At 40.1% G+C, this 20079-nt stretch carries 14 protein-coding genes and 1 pseudogene; 11 read left to right on the top strand and 4 right to left on the bottom strand.

The window, feature by feature from the left end:
* Nucleotides 1-28: 28 nt before the first annotated feature.
* Nucleotides 29-979, bottom strand: a complete 951-nt coding sequence (gshB, locus tag R8G33_08605) for a glutathione synthase (protein MDW3095718.1) — start codon at nt 977-979, stop codon at nt 29-31.
* Between the two features lie 274 nt (nt 980-1253).
* Between gshB and R8G33_08600 the strand changes: the two genes are divergently transcribed.
* The 6 genes and pseudogenes from R8G33_08600 (at nt 1254) to R8G33_08575 (ending at nt 10062) form a co-directional block, all read left to right on the top strand.
* Entirely contained in the window at nt 1254-1622 is a 369-nt protein-coding gene (locus tag R8G33_08600; GenBank protein ID MDW3095717.1) for a response regulator, read from the top strand.
* A gap of 29 nt (nt 1623-1651) precedes the next feature.
* Nucleotides 1652-2014 (top strand): response regulator, encoded by a 363-nt coding sequence (locus tag R8G33_08595; protein ID MDW3095716.1) that lies wholly within the window; start codon nt 1652-1654, stop codon nt 2012-2014.
* Nucleotides 2015-2026: 12 nt separating this feature from the next.
* Complete coding sequence (locus R8G33_08590) at nt 2027-2563, top strand: chemotaxis protein CheW (GenBank protein MDW3095715.1); 537 nt, start codon at nt 2027-2029, stop codon at nt 2561-2563.
* A gap of 411 nt (nt 2564-2974) precedes the next feature.
* Nucleotides 2975-4045, top strand: a pseudogene (locus R8G33_08585) (methyl-accepting chemotaxis protein).
* Nucleotides 4046-4078: 33 nt separating this feature from the next.
* The gene (locus tag R8G33_08580) at nt 4079-9544 is read left to right on the top strand and encodes an Hpt domain-containing protein (GenBank protein MDW3095714.1); all 5466 of its coding nucleotides are present in this window, start codon (nt 4079-4081) and stop codon (nt 9542-9544) included.
* Entirely contained in the window at nt 9541-10062 is a 522-nt protein-coding gene (locus tag R8G33_08575) for a hypothetical protein (GenBank protein MDW3095713.1), read from the top strand. Before R8G33_08580 ends, R8G33_08575 begins: the two co-directional genes overlap by 4 nt.
* Here R8G33_08575 and R8G33_08570 read toward each other — a convergent pair.
* The 3 genes from R8G33_08570 to metK form a co-directional block, all read right to left on the bottom strand.
* Entirely contained in the window at nt 10059-10796 is a 738-nt protein-coding gene (locus R8G33_08570; protein ID MDW3095712.1) for a 16S rRNA (uracil(1498)-N(3))-methyltransferase, read from the bottom strand. The two genes, R8G33_08575 and R8G33_08570, sit on opposite strands and share 4 nt — an antisense overlap.
* A 73-nt stretch (nt 10797-10869) precedes the next feature.
* Nucleotides 10870-12165 (bottom strand): adenosylhomocysteinase, encoded by a 1296-nt coding sequence (gene ahcY / locus R8G33_08565; GenBank protein ID MDW3095711.1) that lies wholly within the window; start codon nt 12163-12165, stop codon nt 10870-10872.
* Between the two features lie 45 nt (nt 12166-12210).
* Nucleotides 12211-13359: a methionine adenosyltransferase gene (gene metK, locus R8G33_08560; GenBank protein MDW3095710.1), complete on the bottom strand. Its 1149-nt coding sequence runs from the start codon at nt 13357-13359 to the stop codon at nt 12211-12213.
* Between the two features lie 216 nt (nt 13360-13575).
* Between metK and R8G33_08555 the strand changes: the two genes are divergently transcribed.
* The 5 genes from R8G33_08555 to pyk all read left to right on the top strand — a co-directional run bounded on the left by R8G33_08555 (nt 13576) and on the right by pyk (nt 20075).
* Nucleotides 13576-14136 (top strand): thioredoxin family protein, encoded by a 561-nt coding sequence (locus tag R8G33_08555; GenBank protein ID MDW3095709.1) that lies wholly within the window; start codon nt 13576-13578, stop codon nt 14134-14136.
* Between the two features lie 176 nt (nt 14137-14312).
* Nucleotides 14313-16304 carry a transketolase gene (gene tkt / locus R8G33_08550; GenBank protein MDW3095708.1) on the top strand — a complete coding sequence of 664 codons (1992 nt, stop codon included), beginning with the start codon at nt 14313-14315 and terminating at the stop codon, nt 16302-16304.
* Nucleotides 16305-16334: 30 nt separating this feature from the next.
* On the top strand, nt 16335-17348 hold the full coding sequence (gene gap, locus R8G33_08545) for a type I glyceraldehyde-3-phosphate dehydrogenase (GenBank protein MDW3095707.1): 1014 nt from the start codon (nt 16335-16337) through the stop codon (nt 17346-17348).
* A 73-nt stretch (nt 17349-17421) separates the two neighbouring features.
* Nucleotides 17422-18606, top strand: a complete 1185-nt coding sequence (locus R8G33_08540) for a phosphoglycerate kinase (protein ID MDW3095706.1) — start codon at nt 17422-17424, stop codon at nt 18604-18606.
* 8 nt (nt 18607-18614) lie between these two features.
* The gene (gene pyk / locus R8G33_08535) at nt 18615-20075 is read left to right on the top strand and encodes a pyruvate kinase (protein MDW3095705.1); all 1461 of its coding nucleotides are present in this window, start codon (nt 18615-18617) and stop codon (nt 20073-20075) included.
* Nucleotides 20076-20079: the final 4 nt, after the last annotated feature.

Below are 20079 nucleotides of genomic sequence, written 5' to 3'. Positions count from 1 at the left end.
AGATAAAATTACAAGGTTTAGTAAAAAATCATGATTTTATTAATGTCTCAATATGGTCAAACAATCTACCACTAATGTTTAGATCGTACTGTGCGTCAAGTTCTCTAATACAAGTAGGACTAGTAATATTTATTTCTGTTAAATATGAACCAATAACATCCACACCAGCGAATAATATTCCATTATCTACCAAAGTTGTTTTAATTTCTGTGCAAATCTGCCGGTCTTTATCGCTTAACGGTACCCCATGTCCTGATCCACCTGCAGCAAGGTTGCCGCGGAATTCACCTTCAGCTGGTACTCTTGCTAAAGCATAAGGAATGGGCTCGCCGTTAATTAGTAGAATACGTTTATCGCCTTTGCTGATTTCGGGAATGAATCGTTGCGCCATAATGGTGTTGGCCCCTTTGTCAGTGATCTGGTCGATAATTGAGTTTTTATTACTATCATGAGGTGAAATCCTAAATATTGACTCTCCTCCCATGGCGTCCATGGGTTTTACTACCACGTCGGCATGTTCATTAATGAAATTGTTAATTCTATCTCGATCACGTGTCACAAGTGTTGGAGCGCAACAATTTGGAAAATTAACAATAGAGAATTTCTCATTCATACTGCGTAATGAAATAGGGTCGTTGACGACGCATACACCTGATTTCTGGGCTAGTTCTAGCACATAGGTGGTGTAGATGTATTCCATATCAAATGGTGGATCTTTGCGCATTAGGATGACGTTAAAATCACATAATGACATATCGCAGAAGTCAGACCGTTGATGCCAATTCTGGGGCATATCATGAACAGAAAGCGAAGCAACCTGTGCAAATGGCCTTCCATCCAGAACGTATAAGCTGTTGGGGCGAATGTAGTGGATACTCCAAGATCTGCGCTGAGCTTCTAGTAGCATCGCAAATGTGCTGTCTTTGTAGGTATGGATTGACTCAATCGGATCCATGATTACTGCAATTTTTACGGTCATACCTTGATCCTCTATCTGGCATATTTGCCGTTATATCGGCTTAGTTTGTTCTAGGACTACCTTGAATACGTCCGGTTCAGTACCGTGTGAATATAAAGAGATAAAACATATCTTCATTTGCATCGTAGTCAGTTATTTGGCTGATTAAATATAAACGATTTGAGCTGCAGGATAACAGCTCTGGAGAATGAAATTGGGAGCACAAAACATAGAAAACAGTTCACTGTCTGACTTGGAGCAGTCAAACACGGCAAATTTATCGTCACTTAAGGTGATGATTATTGATGATAGTAAAACTATTAGGAAATCTGCTGAAACACTACTGAGTAAAGAAGGTTGTGAAGTGTTAACTGCACAAGATGGCTTTGAAGCGCTAGCGCTTATTGCTGTTAATAAGCCTGACATCATATTTGTAGATATTATGATGCCAAGATTAGACGGCTATCAAACATGCACATTAATTAAAAATAATCGTCAATTTAGAGATACTCCTGTGATCATGCTTACAAGTAAAGACAGCATTTTCGATAAAGCGAGAGGACGAATTGTCGGGTCGGAAGAATACTTAACCAAACCATTTACTCGAGACGACTTGCTTCAAGCAGTTAATCGCCATGCAAGCAATCAAGAAACGAATGAATAAGTATAAATAGATACTAACGAGATTAAATTATGGCGCATATTTTAATTGTTGATGACTCACCAACAGAAAGACATTTTCTTAAAAGTGTTTTATCTGAGAACGGATACCACATCAGTCTTGCGGAGACTGCTGAGCAAGGAATTGAAATGGCAAAAGCAGAACATCCAGACTTAATCTTAATGGATGTTGTAATGCCAGGTATGAATGGATTTCAAGCAACACGCTTCTTAACTAAATCACCAGAAACGGCTGATATTCCTGTGCTCATGGTGAGTACTAAGAGCGATCAAACAGACCAAGTTTGGGCGTCTAGACAAGGTGCTAAAGCTTACATAACTAAACCAGTTGACGGAAAATCGTTGCTGGAGTCGGTTCAACACCATCTCGTCTAATAGCAATTAATTATGACTGCGTTTAATTACTTAAGTGAGCTAGATCAAAGATTCTCATCTGAGTCAGGTTCTGTGTTGGCAAACAGCGCTTCAGTGATGAAGACGTTACATTTTAGAGTGGGACGATATGATCTATTGCTTCCATTGAACGATACAACGGAAATTATCTCGCAGATTAATTATTCTCGTATTCCAATTTCACGTTCGTGGTTAATAGGTATAGCAAGTTGTAGGGGGCAATTGCTGACATTGATAGATTTGAAAAATTTTCTATTTAACTCGGATCCAATTAAGAAAATTGGTAAGCGAAGAATTGTTGCTAATAAAGTCGGATCAAATTTTTTGGGGTTTGTGGTTGACCATGCTGTAGGTTTAATGAATCTCCAGCAAAGTGAGTTTGAAAATAGTTACCCAGAACATTGGGATAGTGGGCTGGTGAATTACTTGTCCGGGATATACAAAGAAAATGATGTGTATTTTGGTATATGTGATTTTAATAAAATGATCAATGATAAACGTTTTACAGAAGCGCAAAAAAATTACAATTAAGTTCTAAGTTTCAGGTTGAGAAGATAATAATAAAAATGGGCGAAGTAATTAAATCAAGATAAGCCAGGTAAATTTAATTGCACAAATAAAGATTAATTAAGAACGGAAGCATGTCTACATTTGTAGGCGGTTTGGAGGTTAAGGATGGCAGTACCTAAAATAATTTCACACAATGCTATGGATAGAAAAGATCGAAAGACATTTTATATGTTGATTGCTCTGTCTGTAGGTGTGGTGTGTGCATTGGCAGTTTTAAGTTTGGCAGTATTGATGCCTTCATTATTTGTTGAAACACAACAGCCAATGATAGCAGCAGTAACATTTCTTATTGGCGTTTCGATTATGGCATTGCTAGTGAGCTTCAGTTGGCGTTGGAGTACGCGTGTTAAGAAACAACTACATGCAATCGACGAACAGAACAAACGGAATCAACAGGCAATTTTATTATTGCTTGATGAGATGACTAACTTGGCTGAAGGTGATCTTACGGTACATACAACCGTGACTGAGGATATCACCGGTGCAATCGCTGACTCAGTTAACTATTCAATTGATGCATTGCGTAATCTTGTGACGACAATTAATAGAACAGCTGTTCAAGTATCCCATGCTGCTGTTTCTACCCAAGACATTACGCGGCAGTTGACAGATTCTAGCCAAATCCAATCGCGGGAAATTGCTAACGCAACATCGGCGATTACAGAAATGGCAACTTCAATTCAGCATGTATCAAAAAATGCCAACACTTCTGCGGAAGTTGCTCAAAAGTCAGTAGACATTGCGCATAAGGGTGCGCAAACAGTGAGTCGAACTATTGATGGTATGGATACTATTCGTGAACAGATACAAGAAACTTCAAAACGTATTAAAAGGTTAGGTGAAAGCTCGCAAGAAATTGGAAACATGGTGAGTTTGATTGATGAGATTGCCGATCAAACTAATATTCTGGCATTGAATGCAGCTATCCAAGCATCAAGCGCTGGTGAAGCTGGTCGCGGATTTGCTGTGGTTGCAGATGAAGTGCAAAGATTAGCGGAACGTGCAGGTAATGCAACTAAGCAAATTGAAGCATTAGTGAAAACAATTCAAAGTGATATTAACGAAGCAGTTGATTCAATGGAGCAAAGTACAGCTAACGTGGTAAATGGTGCTCGCCTAGCAGAGGATGCGGGTGAGGCATTAACAGAAATTGAAACTGTATCTGCTAATTTGAGCGGATTGATTCAGAACATTTCTACAGCGGCAACAAGGCAGTCGCAAGCATCTACAAATGTCACAGCAACTATGAATGTAATTCAGGATATCACTGTGCAAACTTCAAGTAGTGCAACTAAAACAGCTACATCTGTAAGTGAATTAACAGTTTTATCTAATGGCCTTAAGAAATCGGTAGCAGGATTTAAGCTTCCACAAAGTGAGTCAACAGAAGTGATTCGTCATGAAATAAGTGATGCGGATTCTCAGCAGCAGATGGCATCGTAAATTGTAATAAAAAGAAATTTTACAAGGATAGGTATGCGTAGAGTTTTACAGGCACTGGAACAAAGAGCAATTACAGCTACTAAGGTAGAGGTAGATAGCTTGATTTCAGAAGCAAGCCAATCTATTGAGGCATATGTAGAAGATAATTCTAACTTAACTGAGCTTAAGCGCTCAATTAAGTATTTGAATACAGCATCAAATACATTACAGATCATGCAGATTCATGGTGGAGTGTTACTTGCAGATGAGACTGTTAAAGTCATTCGTATGCTGGTTGATGGCACCGCAGCGCGAGTTGAAGAATCGCAGGACGTGGTTTCAAGAGCAATTATGCGTTTGAGTGAGTATCTTGGACACGTTGAGGCTGGCAATAAAGATGTACCGCTTGTGTTAATGCCATTGTTAAATGATTTACGTGCATCAAGAGATGCAGCACTACTATCTGAGAATGTATTGTTCTTTCCTAATGTTGATGGTGTAACAGTTCCACAAGCGATGCTTCAAAATACAGAAGTTGTTGATGGTAATTGGTTGAGAGTCATCAGAACAAATTTCCAAAAAACTTTATTGGCCTGTGTGAGTGGGAAAGACGTTGCAACAGCTGCTGCACAATTATGTAAATTATCTATAAGGTTACAACGCGCTAGTAAATCTGTGGCTGGTCAAAAAATATGGTGGTTGGCGAGTGCATTATCGCAATCTGTCGCTATCAATGCGTTGCCATTTAACGCAAGTATTGCCTCATTATTTAACAAGCTTGATAAACAAATAAAATTATTAATTGAAGTTGGTGAAGATGAATTTGCCAATAGTTTCGATGAAAGCATTATTAAAAATATTCTTTACTATATTGCTATCTCAGATGATCGCGGTCGTATAGTAAATCAGGTTAAAGAGTCGTATCGTTTAAATGAGCAGGTACCACAACAGCACGATATGGCTGAAATTAGGCAGCAGTTAAGTGCGCCATCAAGTGAAGTGCTTATTACGGTCTCGAAAGCACTTTTGGAAGATGTGGCGAGTGCAAAAGATTGTATTGAATTGTTTATACATAGCAATCTTGAAGAGCAAAAACATATTGATCGTCTATATTCCGGTCTACAAAGAATCAGCGATACCTTGTCTATGATTGGGATTGAAGAGTATAGAAGTAAGGCTGAACATCAGATTAATGAAGTTGAATTATTAAAATCTGGAGATCAAGCTGATGTTGAGCTGATACTGCTGGGTGTGTCAGAAGTTGTCTTAGAAATTGAGACATGCATTAATAATTTTATTGAATATCGCATCAATTTCCAAGAATCAGCAGATAGTAAAAAAGATAATAACTTAAGATTCGATGCAAATTATTACGATAATGAACACAAGGCTGCATTTAGCGTAACTATTTCTGAGGTTTTGTTGCGCATAGAGCAGACTAAAGAAATGTTAACAGATGTTGTTCATATTTCTTATGATAAAGATAAAGTTGATCGTTGCGTACAAAATATAAAAGAAATTAGTGGCGTAATTAGCGTGATTGATCTGGCTAGCCCTATAGAACTAATTGAGGGTATTGCGACTTACATTGCATCAGAAAGCTTTGAAAGAGATATAAGTGAAGAAAATGATGCGCTTAAAGATCTAGCTGATTGTTTGGTGGGGTTACAATGTTACTTCGAACAATTGGAGTCTCGTGTACCTTATGCTGAACAGATACTTGAGCATTGTGAAGTTGCCTTGAAGAGAATAAGCCAGCAGGAAAATTCTAAATCAGAATTTGAGATGGAGGTTGCTGCTAATCAAGAAGCGAATAATGTAGATAATGATGCAAATGTAGACATTGATTTCGATGCTACCATGATGGCTAGTCATTCTGAGCTAGAGCTTAATATGGATGTACCTGTCCAGGGTTCAGAAGAACAAATAGATAAACAAGAAGAAATCGATGAGCTTCCAGATCTGAATGATTTCACAGATGAGCTTGTAGACACTGAAGACGATGATTTGAAGAAAATCGCTTTTGATCAAGCATTATCGAGTGATGATTTACTTGCCGTTCAAGGCCAAGAAAGTGCAGCAGAATTAAACGGACAAGATAGACAAGAAAAAACTACTGATACGCAAAGTGAAAATGTCAAATCAAGGTTTGCTGTATTGACTGGTGAAGCCGATCCTTTATTGGTAGAAACATTTATAGAAGAAGCTGAACAAGTAGTTGTTGAGATAAAGAATCACTGGAACGCTTGGAAGGCAGGGCAAAAAGATTGGGATAGTTTTGCCAATATGCGCCGTGGTTACCATACTCTTAAAGGTAGTGGTCGTTTTGTTGGTGCTGAATTATTGTCGGAATTGTCATGGCAGTATGAGAACTTATGTAATAAATGTTTAGGTAAAAAAGAGCCTATTGATGATTCAAAACAAGCATTATTTCAACAAGGGGTAGAATGCATTCCTTTGTTGGTTGAGCAGTTAAAATTCCCAACAGAAGCTAATAATATAGATGTTGTAAGTTTAATTGATGAAATTAAAGTTAAGGCATCGGATTCGATAGAAGTTGATCATGTGATACCGAATAAGACTAATGATCTACAAGCTGATGTTGAGCTCGAGTCTAGTCAGAAACTGCAAGATGAGCTAACTGGAATATTCACAGAAGAAGCGACGCAGCACATTAAAGTAATGCGTGATGCGGTAGGTGAAGAAAATCAACAGTCTAATGATATTCGTATCGATGATGAATTACTGAGAACTGTCCATACAATGCGTGGTAGTGCGCGTACTGCCGGTGTTCAACATATCTCAGATTTATGCAAGCCTTTAGAAGAGATCATCTCTGTTGCCATAAAGAATGACATTGACTTCACGGATGAACAAACGCTTTTAGTGCAGTCATGCGTAAAACAAATTGAGTCTGATCTTGGGAAAATTGAAAAGTCTGAGCAAATTGTTGATCTTGACTCGGGGCTGCTCAACCGTCTACAGATTTTCAATAAAGAATTACTAAGTAAATATGCGCAAGATGATATTCATAGCCAAGAGCATGCCAAGTCAGAGTTTTCTCAGTCACAGAAGAACATATCATCACCTTCTATGGTGGATAGCAGCACAGGTAGAGATGAGGAGTTGTGTGCAATTTTCTTTGAAGAGGCTGAGGACGTATTGTCAGAATGCCAAGGATCTTTGTTGAAATTTAAAGCTGATAATAATGATGGAGATGCAATTTCAGAGTTGCAACGTCAATTCCATACATTAAAAGGTAGTTCCAGAATGGCCGGTTTTACCACTATTGGTGAGCTTAGCCATGTTACCGAGTCTTTGTTGCTTGCCCTGTCTGATAATAATTCTGATGCCGAACGCTCAATTACAATACTTCAACGTGTGCTAGATACACTACATGCGAATATAGAAACAGCGCAGCGTGAACAAGATATTTATTTGGATGATGCGTTAATTGCTGAGTTACAGCTAACAAGTGGTGTGCAACAAGAGACCAAGCGAGTTGCAGGTGAAAGTGAAATTTCTAGCCAAGGCACTATTGAGCAATTAGCAGATGAGCTAGAGCTGAATGATAAAGATTTGCAAAAAGATAATAGTGAGGATGATAACTCTAATCATGTTGAAGAAAATGCTGTTGAGCAACGGAAGCCAGCATTGAAAAAATTCATCAATATTGATGAAAATGCTGAAGAAACTTCAAAAACTCAAGAAAAGCATGAGATTGTTAGAGTGCCAGCTGATGTACTAGACGCCTTAGTTAATGATGCTGGCGAAGTGAATATTCAGCGTTCTCGTTTGGAGCAAGTATTCAACTTGTTTACCGCTAACACATCTGAATTTGAACAAACCATTGGTAGGTTGCGTGAACAATTGCGTAAGCTTGAAATGGAAACGGAAGCGCAAATTCTTTTCAAGCACGCTGATGATCAAGAAAATCTTCCAGACTTTGATCCGCTAGAATTAGACCGATATTCCGATATTCAGCAGTTATCTCGTTCACTAGCAGAAAGTGTTGATGATTTAAGAAACATTAAAGAGATGTTTGTGAATCATATGCAAGATGGTGAAACTGTCCTTATCAACCAAAAAGTGGTAACCACTAATCTTCAAGATAATCTATTGCATACACGTATGATACGTTTCGATACGGTTGAGCAGAGATTGCAGCGTATTATAAGACAAACATCTAATGAGCTTAATAAGGAAGTTGATCTAATTATACAAGGCGGAGATATTGAAGTTGATCGGCGCGTGTTAAATGGAGTGATTACTTCTATTGAGCATATTTTAAGAAATAGTGTAGGTCATGGCATTGAGACACCTGAGGATAGAGTAAAAAATAATAAGCCAGGTCGCGGGCAAATTAAAATTGATCTTGAGCGTGAAGGATCTGAAATAAGTATTACCATCAAAGATGATGGTGCAGGTATCGATCCAGTCAAAGTTAAAGCAAAAGCAATAGAAAATAACTTAATTAAGTCTGATTCCCACCTTACTAAAGAAGAAATATTGCAGCTGATCTTCAAGCCAGGTTTAAGCACAGCAAGTGCAGTATCAAAGATTGCTGGCCGTGGTGTTGGAATGGACATTGTGGATAAGGATATTCGTCGCCTAGGTGGAAGAATTGAAACACGTTCAGAGCTTTCTAAAGGCGCTAAGTTTATTTTGCGACTTCCATTCACTCTAGCAGTCAGTCATGCATTGTTATTAAAAGCAGGCAAAGAGGTTTATGCGCTGACATTATCTGGTGTTGAAGGCGTTATTCAATTGCCAGTATCAGAGTTGAAAACAATATTTAGTGCTAGTGAACCGAGCTATACCTATGCTGGGCACGAGTATTCATTTCATCATTTGGCAAGTCTTCTGCAAGGTAGTGCATTATATTTTGAAGATGAAAATGCCTCTCACCCAGTTATTTTAGTAAGGATGGGTGAGCATCGTTTAGCGATTCATGTGGAAGCTACATATGGAAATAAGGAAATTGTAGTGAAACCGCTAGCATCGCACTTCAGTCAATCTCAAGGTATTTCTGGCGCAACTATTCTGGGAGACGGAAGTGTTGCTTTGATACTAGATATTCCGTGGATAGCAAGATTAATACAGACACGGACTAATAGCGATGCTGTAGTTGTTTCGGAAGTTCCAGAAAAAGATTCAGATGAAGAGGCGACAGTGATGGTTGTAGATGATTCTATTACTATCCGTAAAGTTACCACGCGTTTTTTAGAAAGAAATAATTACAAAGTAGTGACTGCAAAAGATGGGGTCGATGCTTTGCAGAAAATGCAAAAGATAGTGCCAGATGTAGTGCTATTAGATATAGAAATGCCGCGCATGGATGGCTATGAATTAGCAGCACAGATGCGCAAAGAAGAAAGGTTAGCGAATATTCCAATTATTATGATCACATCACGTACTGGTGATAAACATCGCAATCGAGCAATGGAATTAGGAGTTAATTGTTATCTTGGTAAGCCATATAACGAAGCACAGCTGCTAGAGAGAATTGAAAGATTTTGATGATAAGTACAGTTGATCAAGTGAAAAATGATAGTAGTGTAAGCGTGTTGTTGTTGCGCCTACAGAAAAAAGAGATACTGGTGCCTAAAGCGATGGTAGCTGATGTACTGTCATGGAAGGATAATTTTTATTCGCCTGCAATAACTAACAGAGCTAAGTGGAAGCTTGGTGAGTATTTGTGGGATGAGTGGAAGATTCCATTAGTATGCTTTGAAGGTTTAATTGATGCTAATTTTCAAAGAGAAGAAATTATAAAAAGAAAGATTGTAGTCATAAGATCTTTTCAAAAAGGCTTTGAGAATGACCATTATGCTATTGAGTGTAGAGGATTTCCTAAGCCGCTTATTCTTAGTGAAGAGTCCTTGGGTAACTTGCACGTAGAGGATAATCAAGGTTGGATCGCACACTCAATTTCAATTGGTAGCCGAGTATTAGATGTGCCAGACTTTTCTACATTGCAGAGTGCAGTATGGTCAATGGATGAGTCGCTTCATCCTGAAATAAGTCGTAGTGCTTAATTGAAATCCCCCCAGCGTGATTGACATAATGTCAATGCTGAAATTACTGCTGTTTCTAAACGTAAAATTCTTGGTCCCATTTGAATCGGAGTGAAACCTTCCTTCTGGGCTTGAGTAATTTCGTTCTTGTCAAATCCACCTTCAGGACCAATTGCACAAATGCATGTGTTAACGCGAGCTTGTGTTGAGGAAAAAATATTTTCATTTGCCATAGGTGAAGCGATTAATTTAATGTCTTCTTGATGTGAATTATTTATAGCTATATCAAAGTCAATAGGCTCATAAATAATTGGAAGCGAAGCGCGACCCGATTGTTCGCAGGCGCTTTGAATGACCGAATGCCAATGATCCATCTTCTTTTCTAAGCGCTTATCAGTAATATTGATATTGACTCTAGAGCTTATGAAGGGAGTAATTTTGCCTACACCTAGTTCAGTTGCTTTTTGTAAGCACCAATCCATTTTTTCAGAACGGCATAAAGGTTGGAGTAAATGAATTAACAACGATGATTCATTATTAATAATGAATTTACTATCAATGGTTACACCAACATGTTTTTTTGAAAGCTCACTGATTGTTGAGTGATAGTCATTGCCATTTCCGTTAAACAGGATAATTTGGTTACCAATACTCATGCGTAACACATCCTTAATGTGTTTAACTGCTTTAGCTTCCAGAGTAATCTGTGTAGAGGTCTCTAGAGTTTGAGTTGTAAAAATTCTTGGAATGCGCAAATGATATTACCCAAATAAAAACGCCGGTATGAATGATTATACCGGCGTTGAATATTTCTGTGTGCAGCGTATTTTAATAGCGGTAATGGTCTGCCTTGTAAGGCCCGTTGACTGGCACGCCAATGTATGCCGCTTGTTCATCAGTTAGAGTAGTTAACTTCACGCCAATTTGTTCTAAATGCAAACGTGCAACCTCTTCATCCAAATGTTTAGGTAAAATATAGACATTGTTTTCATAGCTGCCGTTAGCATTCCAGAGCTCGAGCTGAGCAAGCACTTGGTTGGTGAAAGAATTGGACATAACAAAACTAGGGTGACCAGTTGCGCAGCCAAGATTCACTAAACGTCCTTTAGCTAGCATGATAATACGTTTGCCATCTGGAAAAATTATATGATCCACTTGTGGTTTAATTTCTTCCCATTGGTATTTTTCAAGACTAGCGACATCAATTTCATTATCAAAGTGGCCGATATTACAAACAATGGCTTGGTCTTTCATGGCAGCCATATGGTCGTGGGTGATAATGTTGTAGTTACCAGTGGTTGTTACAAAGATATCCGCTTCACCGCATACATCATCAAGAGTGACTACACGGTAGCCTTCCATTGCTGCCTGCAATGCACAGATAGGATCAATTTCGGTAATCCATACCGTAGCTCCTAATCCACGTAGCGACTGGGCAGAGCCTTTACCTACATCACCATAACCACAAACAACGGCTACTTTGCCAGCTACCATTACATCAGTCGCACGCTTAATGCCGTCGACTAGAGATTCACGACAACCATATAGATTGTCAAATTTAGATTTAGTCACAGAGTCATTTACATTAATCGCCGGGATTAATAACTCGCCAGCATCTACCATGTCATAAAGTCTTTTTACACCGGTAGTAGTTTCTTCTGAAACACCTTTGACGTCTTTTAACATTTCAGGATATTTCTCGTGCATTAGCTTAGTTAAATCACCACCGTCGTCTAATAACATGTTAGGTGCCCAATTATTTGGGCCAGTGACAGTTTGTTCAATACACCATTCGTATTCTTCTTCAGTTTCGCCTTTCCAGGCAAACACAGGTACGCCGCTTGCTGCAATGGCAGCTGCTGCATGGTCTTGAGTTGAGAAAATATTACAAGAAGACCATCGCACTTCAGCACCTAAGTCGACTAATGTTTCTATCAGTACTGCTGTTTGAATGGTCATGTGCAGGCAACCAACAATACGCGCACCTTTTAAAGGATTCTGTCCCGCATGTTTTTTGCGCAACGACATTAATCCTGGCATCTCAGTTTCCGCAATCGCAATTTCTTTACGACCCCAATCAGCTAAAGAAATATCAGCAACTTTGTAATCTTGTTCGGTACTCATTGAATGTGCTCCTAGCATATATAATAGGCAAAAATAATAATGTTATTACCGACGCAATGCGTCAGCTTTATCGGTTCGTTCCCAAGTGAATTCTGCTTCTTCGCGACCAAAGTGGCCATAGCTTGCAGATGTTTTATAGATAGGCTTTTTGAGGTTAAGCATAGTTAAAATTCCATATGGCCGTAAATCAAAATGCTGTCTAACTAATTCTTCAATGTCACGGTCATTGATTTTTCCAGTGCCAAAGGTATCGATAGAGATTGAAGTAGGTTCAGCAACGCCAATCGCATATGAAATTTGGATCTCGCAACGTTCAGCAAGGCCAGCTGCAACAACATTTTTTGCAACATAACGTCCTGCATAAGCGGCAGAACGGTCAACTTTTGATGGATCTTTTCCTGAAAATGCACCGCCACCATGACGAGCCATACCGCCATAAGTATCAACGATAATTTTGCGTCCTGTTAGTCCGCAATCACCGACCGGGCCACCGATAACGAAGTTGCCTGTAGGGTTGATGTGATATTTAGTATCGCTATTCAACCATTTTTCTGGAAGAATAGGTTTGATGATGTGTTCCATCACTGCTTCTTGTAAGTCTTTTTGTGAAATGTCTGGGTCGTGTTGCGTAGAAAGAACAACGGCATCTACAGCACAAGGCACGCCATTCTCATATCTAAATGTCACTTGGCTTTTTGCATCTGGGCGTAACCAGGCTAATTGTTTATTTTTACGAACTTCAGATTGCTTCTTCACAAGTCGATGTGAATAAGTAATCGGTGCAGGCATTAATACATCAGTTTCATTGCTGGCATAACCAAACATAAGACCCTGATCTCCAGCACCTTGGTCCTCAGGTTTTGAGCGATCTACACCTTGTGCAATATCAGGAGATTGTGCACCAAGTGCATTTATAACTGCGCAAGTATTACCATCGAAGCCTTTATCCGAATGGTCGTATCCGATATCGTTTACTGTATCTCTAACTAACTGCTCATATTCAATATTGGCAGTCGTAGTGATTTCGCCCGCTAATACCACCATGCCTGTTTTAACTAACGTTTCACAGGCAACACGAGCATCGGGATCTTGTGCCAGAGCGGCATCTAGTACAGCATCAGAAATTTGATCTGACATTTTATCTGGGTGGCCTTCAGAAACAGACTCTGAAGTAAACACGTAACTGTTACTCATTGTAGTAAACCCTTTGAATATAATTTAAAGGTAAAATTGTATGATCTGTATCGCTATAGATATGGTTATATCAGTATATTTGATATGTTTTGAATGCCTAAAAACTTATCAGAATTCTAGCCAATTAGTACCATTGCATTAATAAAGCGCGAGATTGTACATTGTGTGACACATTTAAGCGATAAAGTTTGTCATTTTTTCAGAGGTAGATAAACCATGGTTAAGACACTATCGAGGATGATTCCATTGGGGACCATTGCACCCGAATTTGAATTGTTGGAGCCTGGCAGCGGTGAAATTAAGGGGCTAAATGAATTACGCGGTTCTTCGGCGACGGTTATAATGTTTATCTGTAATCACTGTCCGTTTGTAAAGCACATAACATCTGAGCTGACTTCTTTAGCAAATGACTACCTATCTAAAGGCATTGCTTTTATCGCTATAAACTCGAACGATGTTGATAATTATCCTGATGATTCGCCTGAAAACATGGTGAAGGAGGCAAAAGCTAATGGGTACTTATTTCCTTATTTATTCGATGAAACTCAGCAAGTGGCTAAGGCATACCATGCTGTATGTACCCCAGATTTCTTTGTATTTGATGCCAACCTTGCATGTGTGTACCGAGGGCAATTAGATGACTCACGCCCAGGTAATGACATCGCTGTTTCTGGCAGTGATCTGCGCGCAGCATTGAATGCAGTTATTTCAGGAAATTCTGTGTCAGATGTGCAAAAACCTAGTGTCGGTTGCAATATAAAATGGAAAAATAGCTAATTTCTCTCGGTATTTACTATAGTGAGCTTGCGAGACATTGATAACTCGTGGAAAATGTCGGCGCTTTATGCCTGATAGCCTTTATAAATAAGAATAATTTTTTCACTTGCAGAACAGATAGACCTCAGCATTGGCGCATCGTACAACCTTACATTAACGGTAATCACAATAATCTCGTGGATAATCATAAAGAATTAGCAAATGCCATCCGTGCGTTAAGCATGGATGCGGTTCAACAAGCCAAATCAGGCCACCCTGGCGCACCTATGGGGATGGCGGATATTGCCGAAGTGCTATGGCGTAAGTATCTGAAACATAACCCTAAAGATCCAAATTGGATGGATCGAGATCGCTTTGTGCTCTCTAATGGGCATGGATCTATGTTGATTTATTCATTACTACATCTGACTGGCTACGACCTGTCGATGCAGGACATTAAAGATTTTCGACAGCTCCATTCAAAAACACCTGGACATCCTGAAGTAGGAGAAGCACCTGGAGTAGAAACCACAACGGGCCCATTAGGGCAGGGTCTGGCGAATGCAGTTGGGATGGCGCTAGCCGAGAGGATGTTAGCAGCACAATTTAATCAGAAAGATAGAGACATAATTGATCATTTTACCTATGTTTTCGCCGGAGATGGCTGCTTAATGGAGGGGATCTCACATGAAGCATGTTCGCTAGCGGGAACCTTAAAGTTAGGCAAATTGATTGTCTTCTACGATGACAATGGAATCTCTATTGATGGTGAAGTCCAAGATTGGTTTACTGAAGACATTCCACAGCGGTTTGAATCTTACGGTTGGCAAGTAATTCGTGGTATTGATGGGCATGATGCTGTAGCAATTGATCAAGCAATCCAGCAAGCGCAGGGAAATACTTCACAACCGACACTGATTGACTGTAAAACAATTATTGGTTTTGGATCGCCCAATAAAGAAGGCACATCTGGAGTCCATGGAGCACCGTTAGGAGCCGAAGAAATTCAATTAGTACGCGATCGAATCGGCTGGAAGCATGGCCCATTCGAAATACCTGAGGATATTTATAATGCATGGAGTTGTGTTGATTCAGGTACGCAGAAGCAGCAAGCGTGGGAGAAGAAATTCGCGTCGTATCAAAGCACGCATCCAGAATTAGCAAAGGAATTACTGCGACGCTACAACGGAGTGCTCCCTGATAATTGGGCGACTGATTCAGAAAAAGCGCTACAAGCCATAAATGAAAAAGCTGAGAGTGTTGCGACTCGAAAAGCATCTGAATTAGCTTTAGAAGCTGTTGGTCCATTGTTACCAGAGTTAATAGGCGGTTCAGCAGACTTAACTGGATCAAATAATACTTGGTGGTCTGGATCTAAAAGCGTACTTGGAGACGATGTTAGCGGCAACTACATATACTATGGAGTTCGTGAATTTGGTATGTCTGCGATGATGAATGGCATGGCCCTGCACGGCGGATTTATTCCATACAGCGGGACTTTCTTAACATTCTCAGACTATGCACGTAATGCCGTACGTATGGCAGCATTGATGAATACGCCTAGCCTATTTGTTTACACGCATGATTCAATTGGACTAGGTGAAGATGGACCGACCCACCAATCCATCGAACATATATCTAGTTTACGCAGCATTCCAAACCTAATGGTTTGGCGTCCCTGCGATACTGTAGAATCAATGGTGGCATGGAGAACCAGCATCGAACTTAAACATCCAGCTGCCTTAGCTTTTTCTCGTCAAGGCGTGCCATTTATGACGCGTAATAAGGAACAATTAGGAAAAGTGGAAAAAGGTGCATACGTATTGTTTGAGAATAATGCAGAACCAGAGCTAATTATTTTGGCTACTGGGACCGAAGTCGGAATCTCAATGGATGCAGCGAAACAACTGGATGCTGATGGTGTCAAAGTTCGTTTAGTGTCTATGCCAAGTGCCGATGTGTTTGAGTTGCAAGATGACGCTTACAAACAATCAGTTTTACCAAATAACATTCGCGCTAGAATTGCTGTTGAAGCGGGAGTGACTGACTTCTGGCGTAAGTATGTCGGTTTAGATGGGGATGTTGTAGGTATCGATCAATTTGGCGCGTCTGCTCCTGGTAGTATATTGATGGAGCATTTCGGATTCACTGCCGAAAACATCGCTAAGCGTGCACGCGCATTACTTTAGTTACTGTTAATACAAGAGGAATCAAAGAGAATGGCAATCAAAGTTGCAATTAATGGATATGGAAGAATTGGCCGCAATATCATGCGAGCCTTATATGAGTCTGATCGTACTAATGAGATTCAAGTGGTGGCAATTAACGATTTAGGTGATGCTCAGACCAATGCACATTTAACCCAATACGATTCAGCTCATGGGAGATTCAATGGCACAGTCTCTGTCGACGGCGACAACATTGTAGTAAACGGCGACAAAATTCGTGCGTGCTCTGAACGAGATCCAGCAAACTTACCATGGAAAGAATTAGGCGTTGATGTTGTACTTGAATCAACAGGCTTCTTTGCTAGCAAAGAGAAAGCTTCAGCGCACTTAAAAGCAGGCGCTAGCAAAGTCATAATCTCTGCTCCTGGTGGCAAGGATGTTGATGCTACGATTGTTTATGGTGTTAACCATGGTGTGTTAAAAGCATCAGATACAGTTATTTCAAATGCATCATGTACTACTAACTGTTTAGTGCCTTTAGTTAAGCCGTTGCATGACAAAATTGGCATGGAAAAAGGCGTAATGACTACCATTCATGCTTATACCAACGACCAAGTATTAACAGATGTATTCCATTCCGATTTACGTCGCGCACGTTCTGCAACTCAGTCAATGATTCCAACTAAAACAGGTGCAGCGGCGGCAGTAGGTTTGGTTATGCCTGAAATGAATGGGAAGCTAGATGGTTTTTCAATGCGTGTGCCAACCATTAATGTGTCGGTCGTTGACTTAACATTTACTGCAACCCGCGACACCACGATCGAAGAAGTTAACAGCATCATGAAAGAATCTGCTGCAGGCGAGCTCAAAGGTGTACTTGAATATAACGATGCCCCATTGGTGTCATGTGACTTTAACCATAACCCTTCATCATCTGTGTTCGATGCGAGCTTGACCAAAGTAATGGAAGGGAATTTAGTGAAAGTACTTTCTTGGTACGATAATGAGTGGGGCTTCTCAAATCGTATGTTGGATACAACTGTTGCGCTTCATAACGCTAAATAAGATTGTTAGTGAGATACAGGCTAGTGGGCTACAAAAATTTAAGCCAACAAAAAGTGTTACTTAATTAAGCAACATGCCAAATATACTAACTATGGCAGAGATGGAGTTGGCAAATTGCCGACTCCTGATCCGCCAAGATCTCAATGTACCTATAAAGGATGGTGTCATCAGTAACGATGCGCGTATCCGTGCATCACTACCTACCTTAAAACTTGCGCTATCCAAAGATGCAGCAGTAATGGTTATGTCACACTTGGGCCGACCTACCGAGGGTGAACCAGAAGAAAAATATAGTTTGCAACCAGTTGCTGATGCGTTGGCCGCAGCATTGGGACAAGAAGTCTTTTTAGTTAAAGATTGGATTAATGGTTGTGATGTTTCTCCGGGACAAATAGTCCTGTGCGAAAATGTGCGTTTTATAGCGGGCGAGAAAAAATGCGATGATGCATTAGCTAAAAAGATGGCCAAGTTATGTGATATCTATGTCATGGATGCGTTTGGTACTGCGCATCGTGCTCAAGCGTCTACTTATGGTGCCGCTAAATTTGCCAAGCAAGCATGTGCAGGTCCATTATTGGCTGCAGAACTAGAAGCATTGGCCAAGGGTTTAGAGAAGCCACAACGCCCAATGGTAGCCATTGTTGGCGGTTCAAAAGTTTCCACAAAGTTAACTTTATTGGAACAATTAATCGATAAAGTAGACCAATTAGTTGTTGGTGGTGGAATTGCAAATACCTTTATCGCAGCAGCAGGGTTTCCTGTGGGTAAATCTTTGTATGAAGTCGACTTGGTTGATGTAGCAAAACAACTGATTGAAAAAGCGAAACAACGCGGTGCGGATATTCCAATTCCGACAGACGTAGTATGCGCAAAAGAGTTTTCCGAAGATGCTGTAGCGGAAATCAAATCAGTAAAAGACGTGGCAGAAGATGACATGATTTTAGATATTGGCCCTGATAGTGCGAAACATTTAAGCAGTGTGATGAAAGCTGCGGGGACTATTGTTTGGAATGGGCCTTTAGGTGTATTTGAATTCCCACAATTTGCCGGAGCTACACAAGCCTTATCCAATGCCATCGCTTCCAGTGATGCATTCTCGATTGCCGGTGGTGGTGACACGGTAGCTGCGATTGATGCATTCGGGGTCGCAGAAAATATTTCATATATCTCTACAGGTGGAGGCGCATTTCTAGAATTCCTAGAGGGAAAGCTGTTACCCGCGGTAGATATTCTCCAACAGCGTGCACAAGGAAAGTGAACAGCATGATGCATCGACGCACAAAAATTATTATTACGCTGGGCCCTGCGACTGACGATGAGAAAGTCATGTCAAAGCTCATTGATGCGGGCATTGATCTTGTTAGATTGAATTTTTCTCATGGCACTATGGAGGAACACAAGCGTCGTGTGGAAATGGTCAGACGTATTAGCGAAGAAAAGAATTATAACGTTGGTATTTTGGGCGATTTACAAGGCGCTAAATTACGCATAGGTCGATTCGTAAATAAAAAAATAATTTTGAAGGTTGGCGATAAATTTAATTTAGATGCTGAATTAGATTTAGAATCAGGCAATCAAGAAGTGATTGGCTTTACCTATAAAGGATTGATTAATGATGTGTCTGCTGGGGATATTTTATTGCTTGATGATGGTCGAATTGCTTTAAAGATAGAAGAAATCGATGCGCAAATAATCAAAACCACAGTACTGGCCGGTGGCGAGCTTTCTAGTAACAAAGGTATGAATCGTAAGGGTGGTGGTCTATCAGCAGAATGTATCACAGAGAAAGACATCAAAGACATTGCATATGTTCACGAACTTGATTTGGATTATATCGCAGCCTCTTTCATAAAGAGTGTTGATGATATTCACCAAGTAAGAAAATTACTAAAGAAAAATAATAGTAATATTTCTATTGTTGCAAAAATAGAAACGATTGAAGCGCTAGAAAATATTGACGATATTTTAGCATGTACCGAAGCAATTATGATTGCACGAGGTGATCTAGGCGTAGAAATTGGTGATGCGGAAGTGCCAGCAGTGCAAAAAATGCTAATCAGTAAAGCACAAAAGACAAATTGCTTGGCCATAACCGCCACTCAAATGATGGAGTCTATGGTGCATAGTCCAATCCCAACACGTGCCGAAGTATCAGATGTAGCTAATGCTGTACTAGATGGTACTGATGCGGTGATGTTATCGGGTGAAACTGCAGTTGGTGAATATCCCATAGAAGTCGTGAAAGCGATGAGCCGAATATGTCGTGCCTCTGAAAAACAAGAGGCCCAACGCCATACTCGTCGCAGCCATATTACATGTGATCGTGTTGATGAAGGTATCGCTATGGCTACCATGTATTTGGCAAATCACTTAAACGTAGCAGCCATTGCCGCATTAACTGAATCTGGCTCAACTGCGTTATGGATGTCGAGAATTAGTTCCTCTATTCCCATTTATGCACTAACGCGTCACGTCAAAACATTGCGTCGTGTCACGCTATATAAAGGTGTATTTCCTGCGCCAATGGATTTCTTGGGTAAAACTCATGCGCAAGTGAATCACGCGGCAGTTACCGTACTAAAGAATTGCCATGAAGTAGAAGATGATGATTTAATAATCCTTACTAAGGGCGACCTAATGGGGGTTGACGGAGGCACCAATGCTTTGAAAGTGCTTCGTGTAGGTCATATGGTTGAAGAAGAGGACGACCCTGAGCATACAGAGTAAAACT

This window comes from Gammaproteobacteria bacterium (assembly GCA_033344735.1).
GTDB lineage: Bacteria > Pseudomonadota > Gammaproteobacteria > UBA4575 > UBA4575 > UBA1858.
Note: the sequence above shows the minus strand (reverse complement) of the source record. Positions and strands in the feature narration are given on the sequence as shown.

What these genes read in the sequence shown, in the direction of transcription:
- gap (MDW3095707.1), top strand. Translation starts at nt 16,335, where the DNA reads ATGGCAATCAAAGTTGCAATTAATGGATATGGAAGAATTGGCCGCAAT.
- R8G33_08555 (MDW3095709.1), top strand. Translation starts at nt 13,576, where the DNA reads ATGGTTAAGACACTATCGAGGATGATTCCATTGGGGACCATTGCACCC.
- R8G33_08590 (MDW3095715.1), top strand. Translation starts at nt 2,027, where the DNA reads ATGACTGCGTTTAATTACTTAAGTGAGCTAGATCAAAGATTCTCATCT.
- metK (MDW3095710.1), bottom strand. Translation starts at nt 13,359, where the DNA reads ATGAGTAACAGTTACGTGTTTACTTCAGAGTCTGTTTCTGAAGGCCAC.
- pyk (MDW3095705.1), top strand. Translation starts at nt 18,615, where the DNA reads ATGCATCGACGCACAAAAATTATTATTACGCTGGGCCCTGCGACTGAC.
- R8G33_08595 (MDW3095716.1), top strand. Translation starts at nt 1,652, where the DNA reads ATGGCGCATATTTTAATTGTTGATGACTCACCAACAGAAAGACATTTT.
- ahcY (MDW3095711.1), bottom strand. Translation starts at nt 12,165, where the DNA reads ATGAGTACCGAACAAGATTACAAAGTTGCTGATATTTCTTTAGCTGAT.
- R8G33_08580 (MDW3095714.1), top strand. Translation starts at nt 4,079, where the DNA reads ATGCGTAGAGTTTTACAGGCACTGGAACAAAGAGCAATTACAGCTACT.
- gshB (MDW3095718.1), bottom strand. Translation starts at nt 979, where the DNA reads ATGACCGTAAAAATTGCAGTAATCATGGATCCGATTGAGTCAATCCAT.
- R8G33_08540 (MDW3095706.1), top strand. Translation starts at nt 17,422, where the DNA reads ATGCCAAATATACTAACTATGGCAGAGATGGAGTTGGCAAATTGCCGA.
- R8G33_08600 (MDW3095717.1), top strand. Translation starts at nt 1,254, where the DNA reads ATGATTATTGATGATAGTAAAACTATTAGGAAATCTGCTGAAACACTA.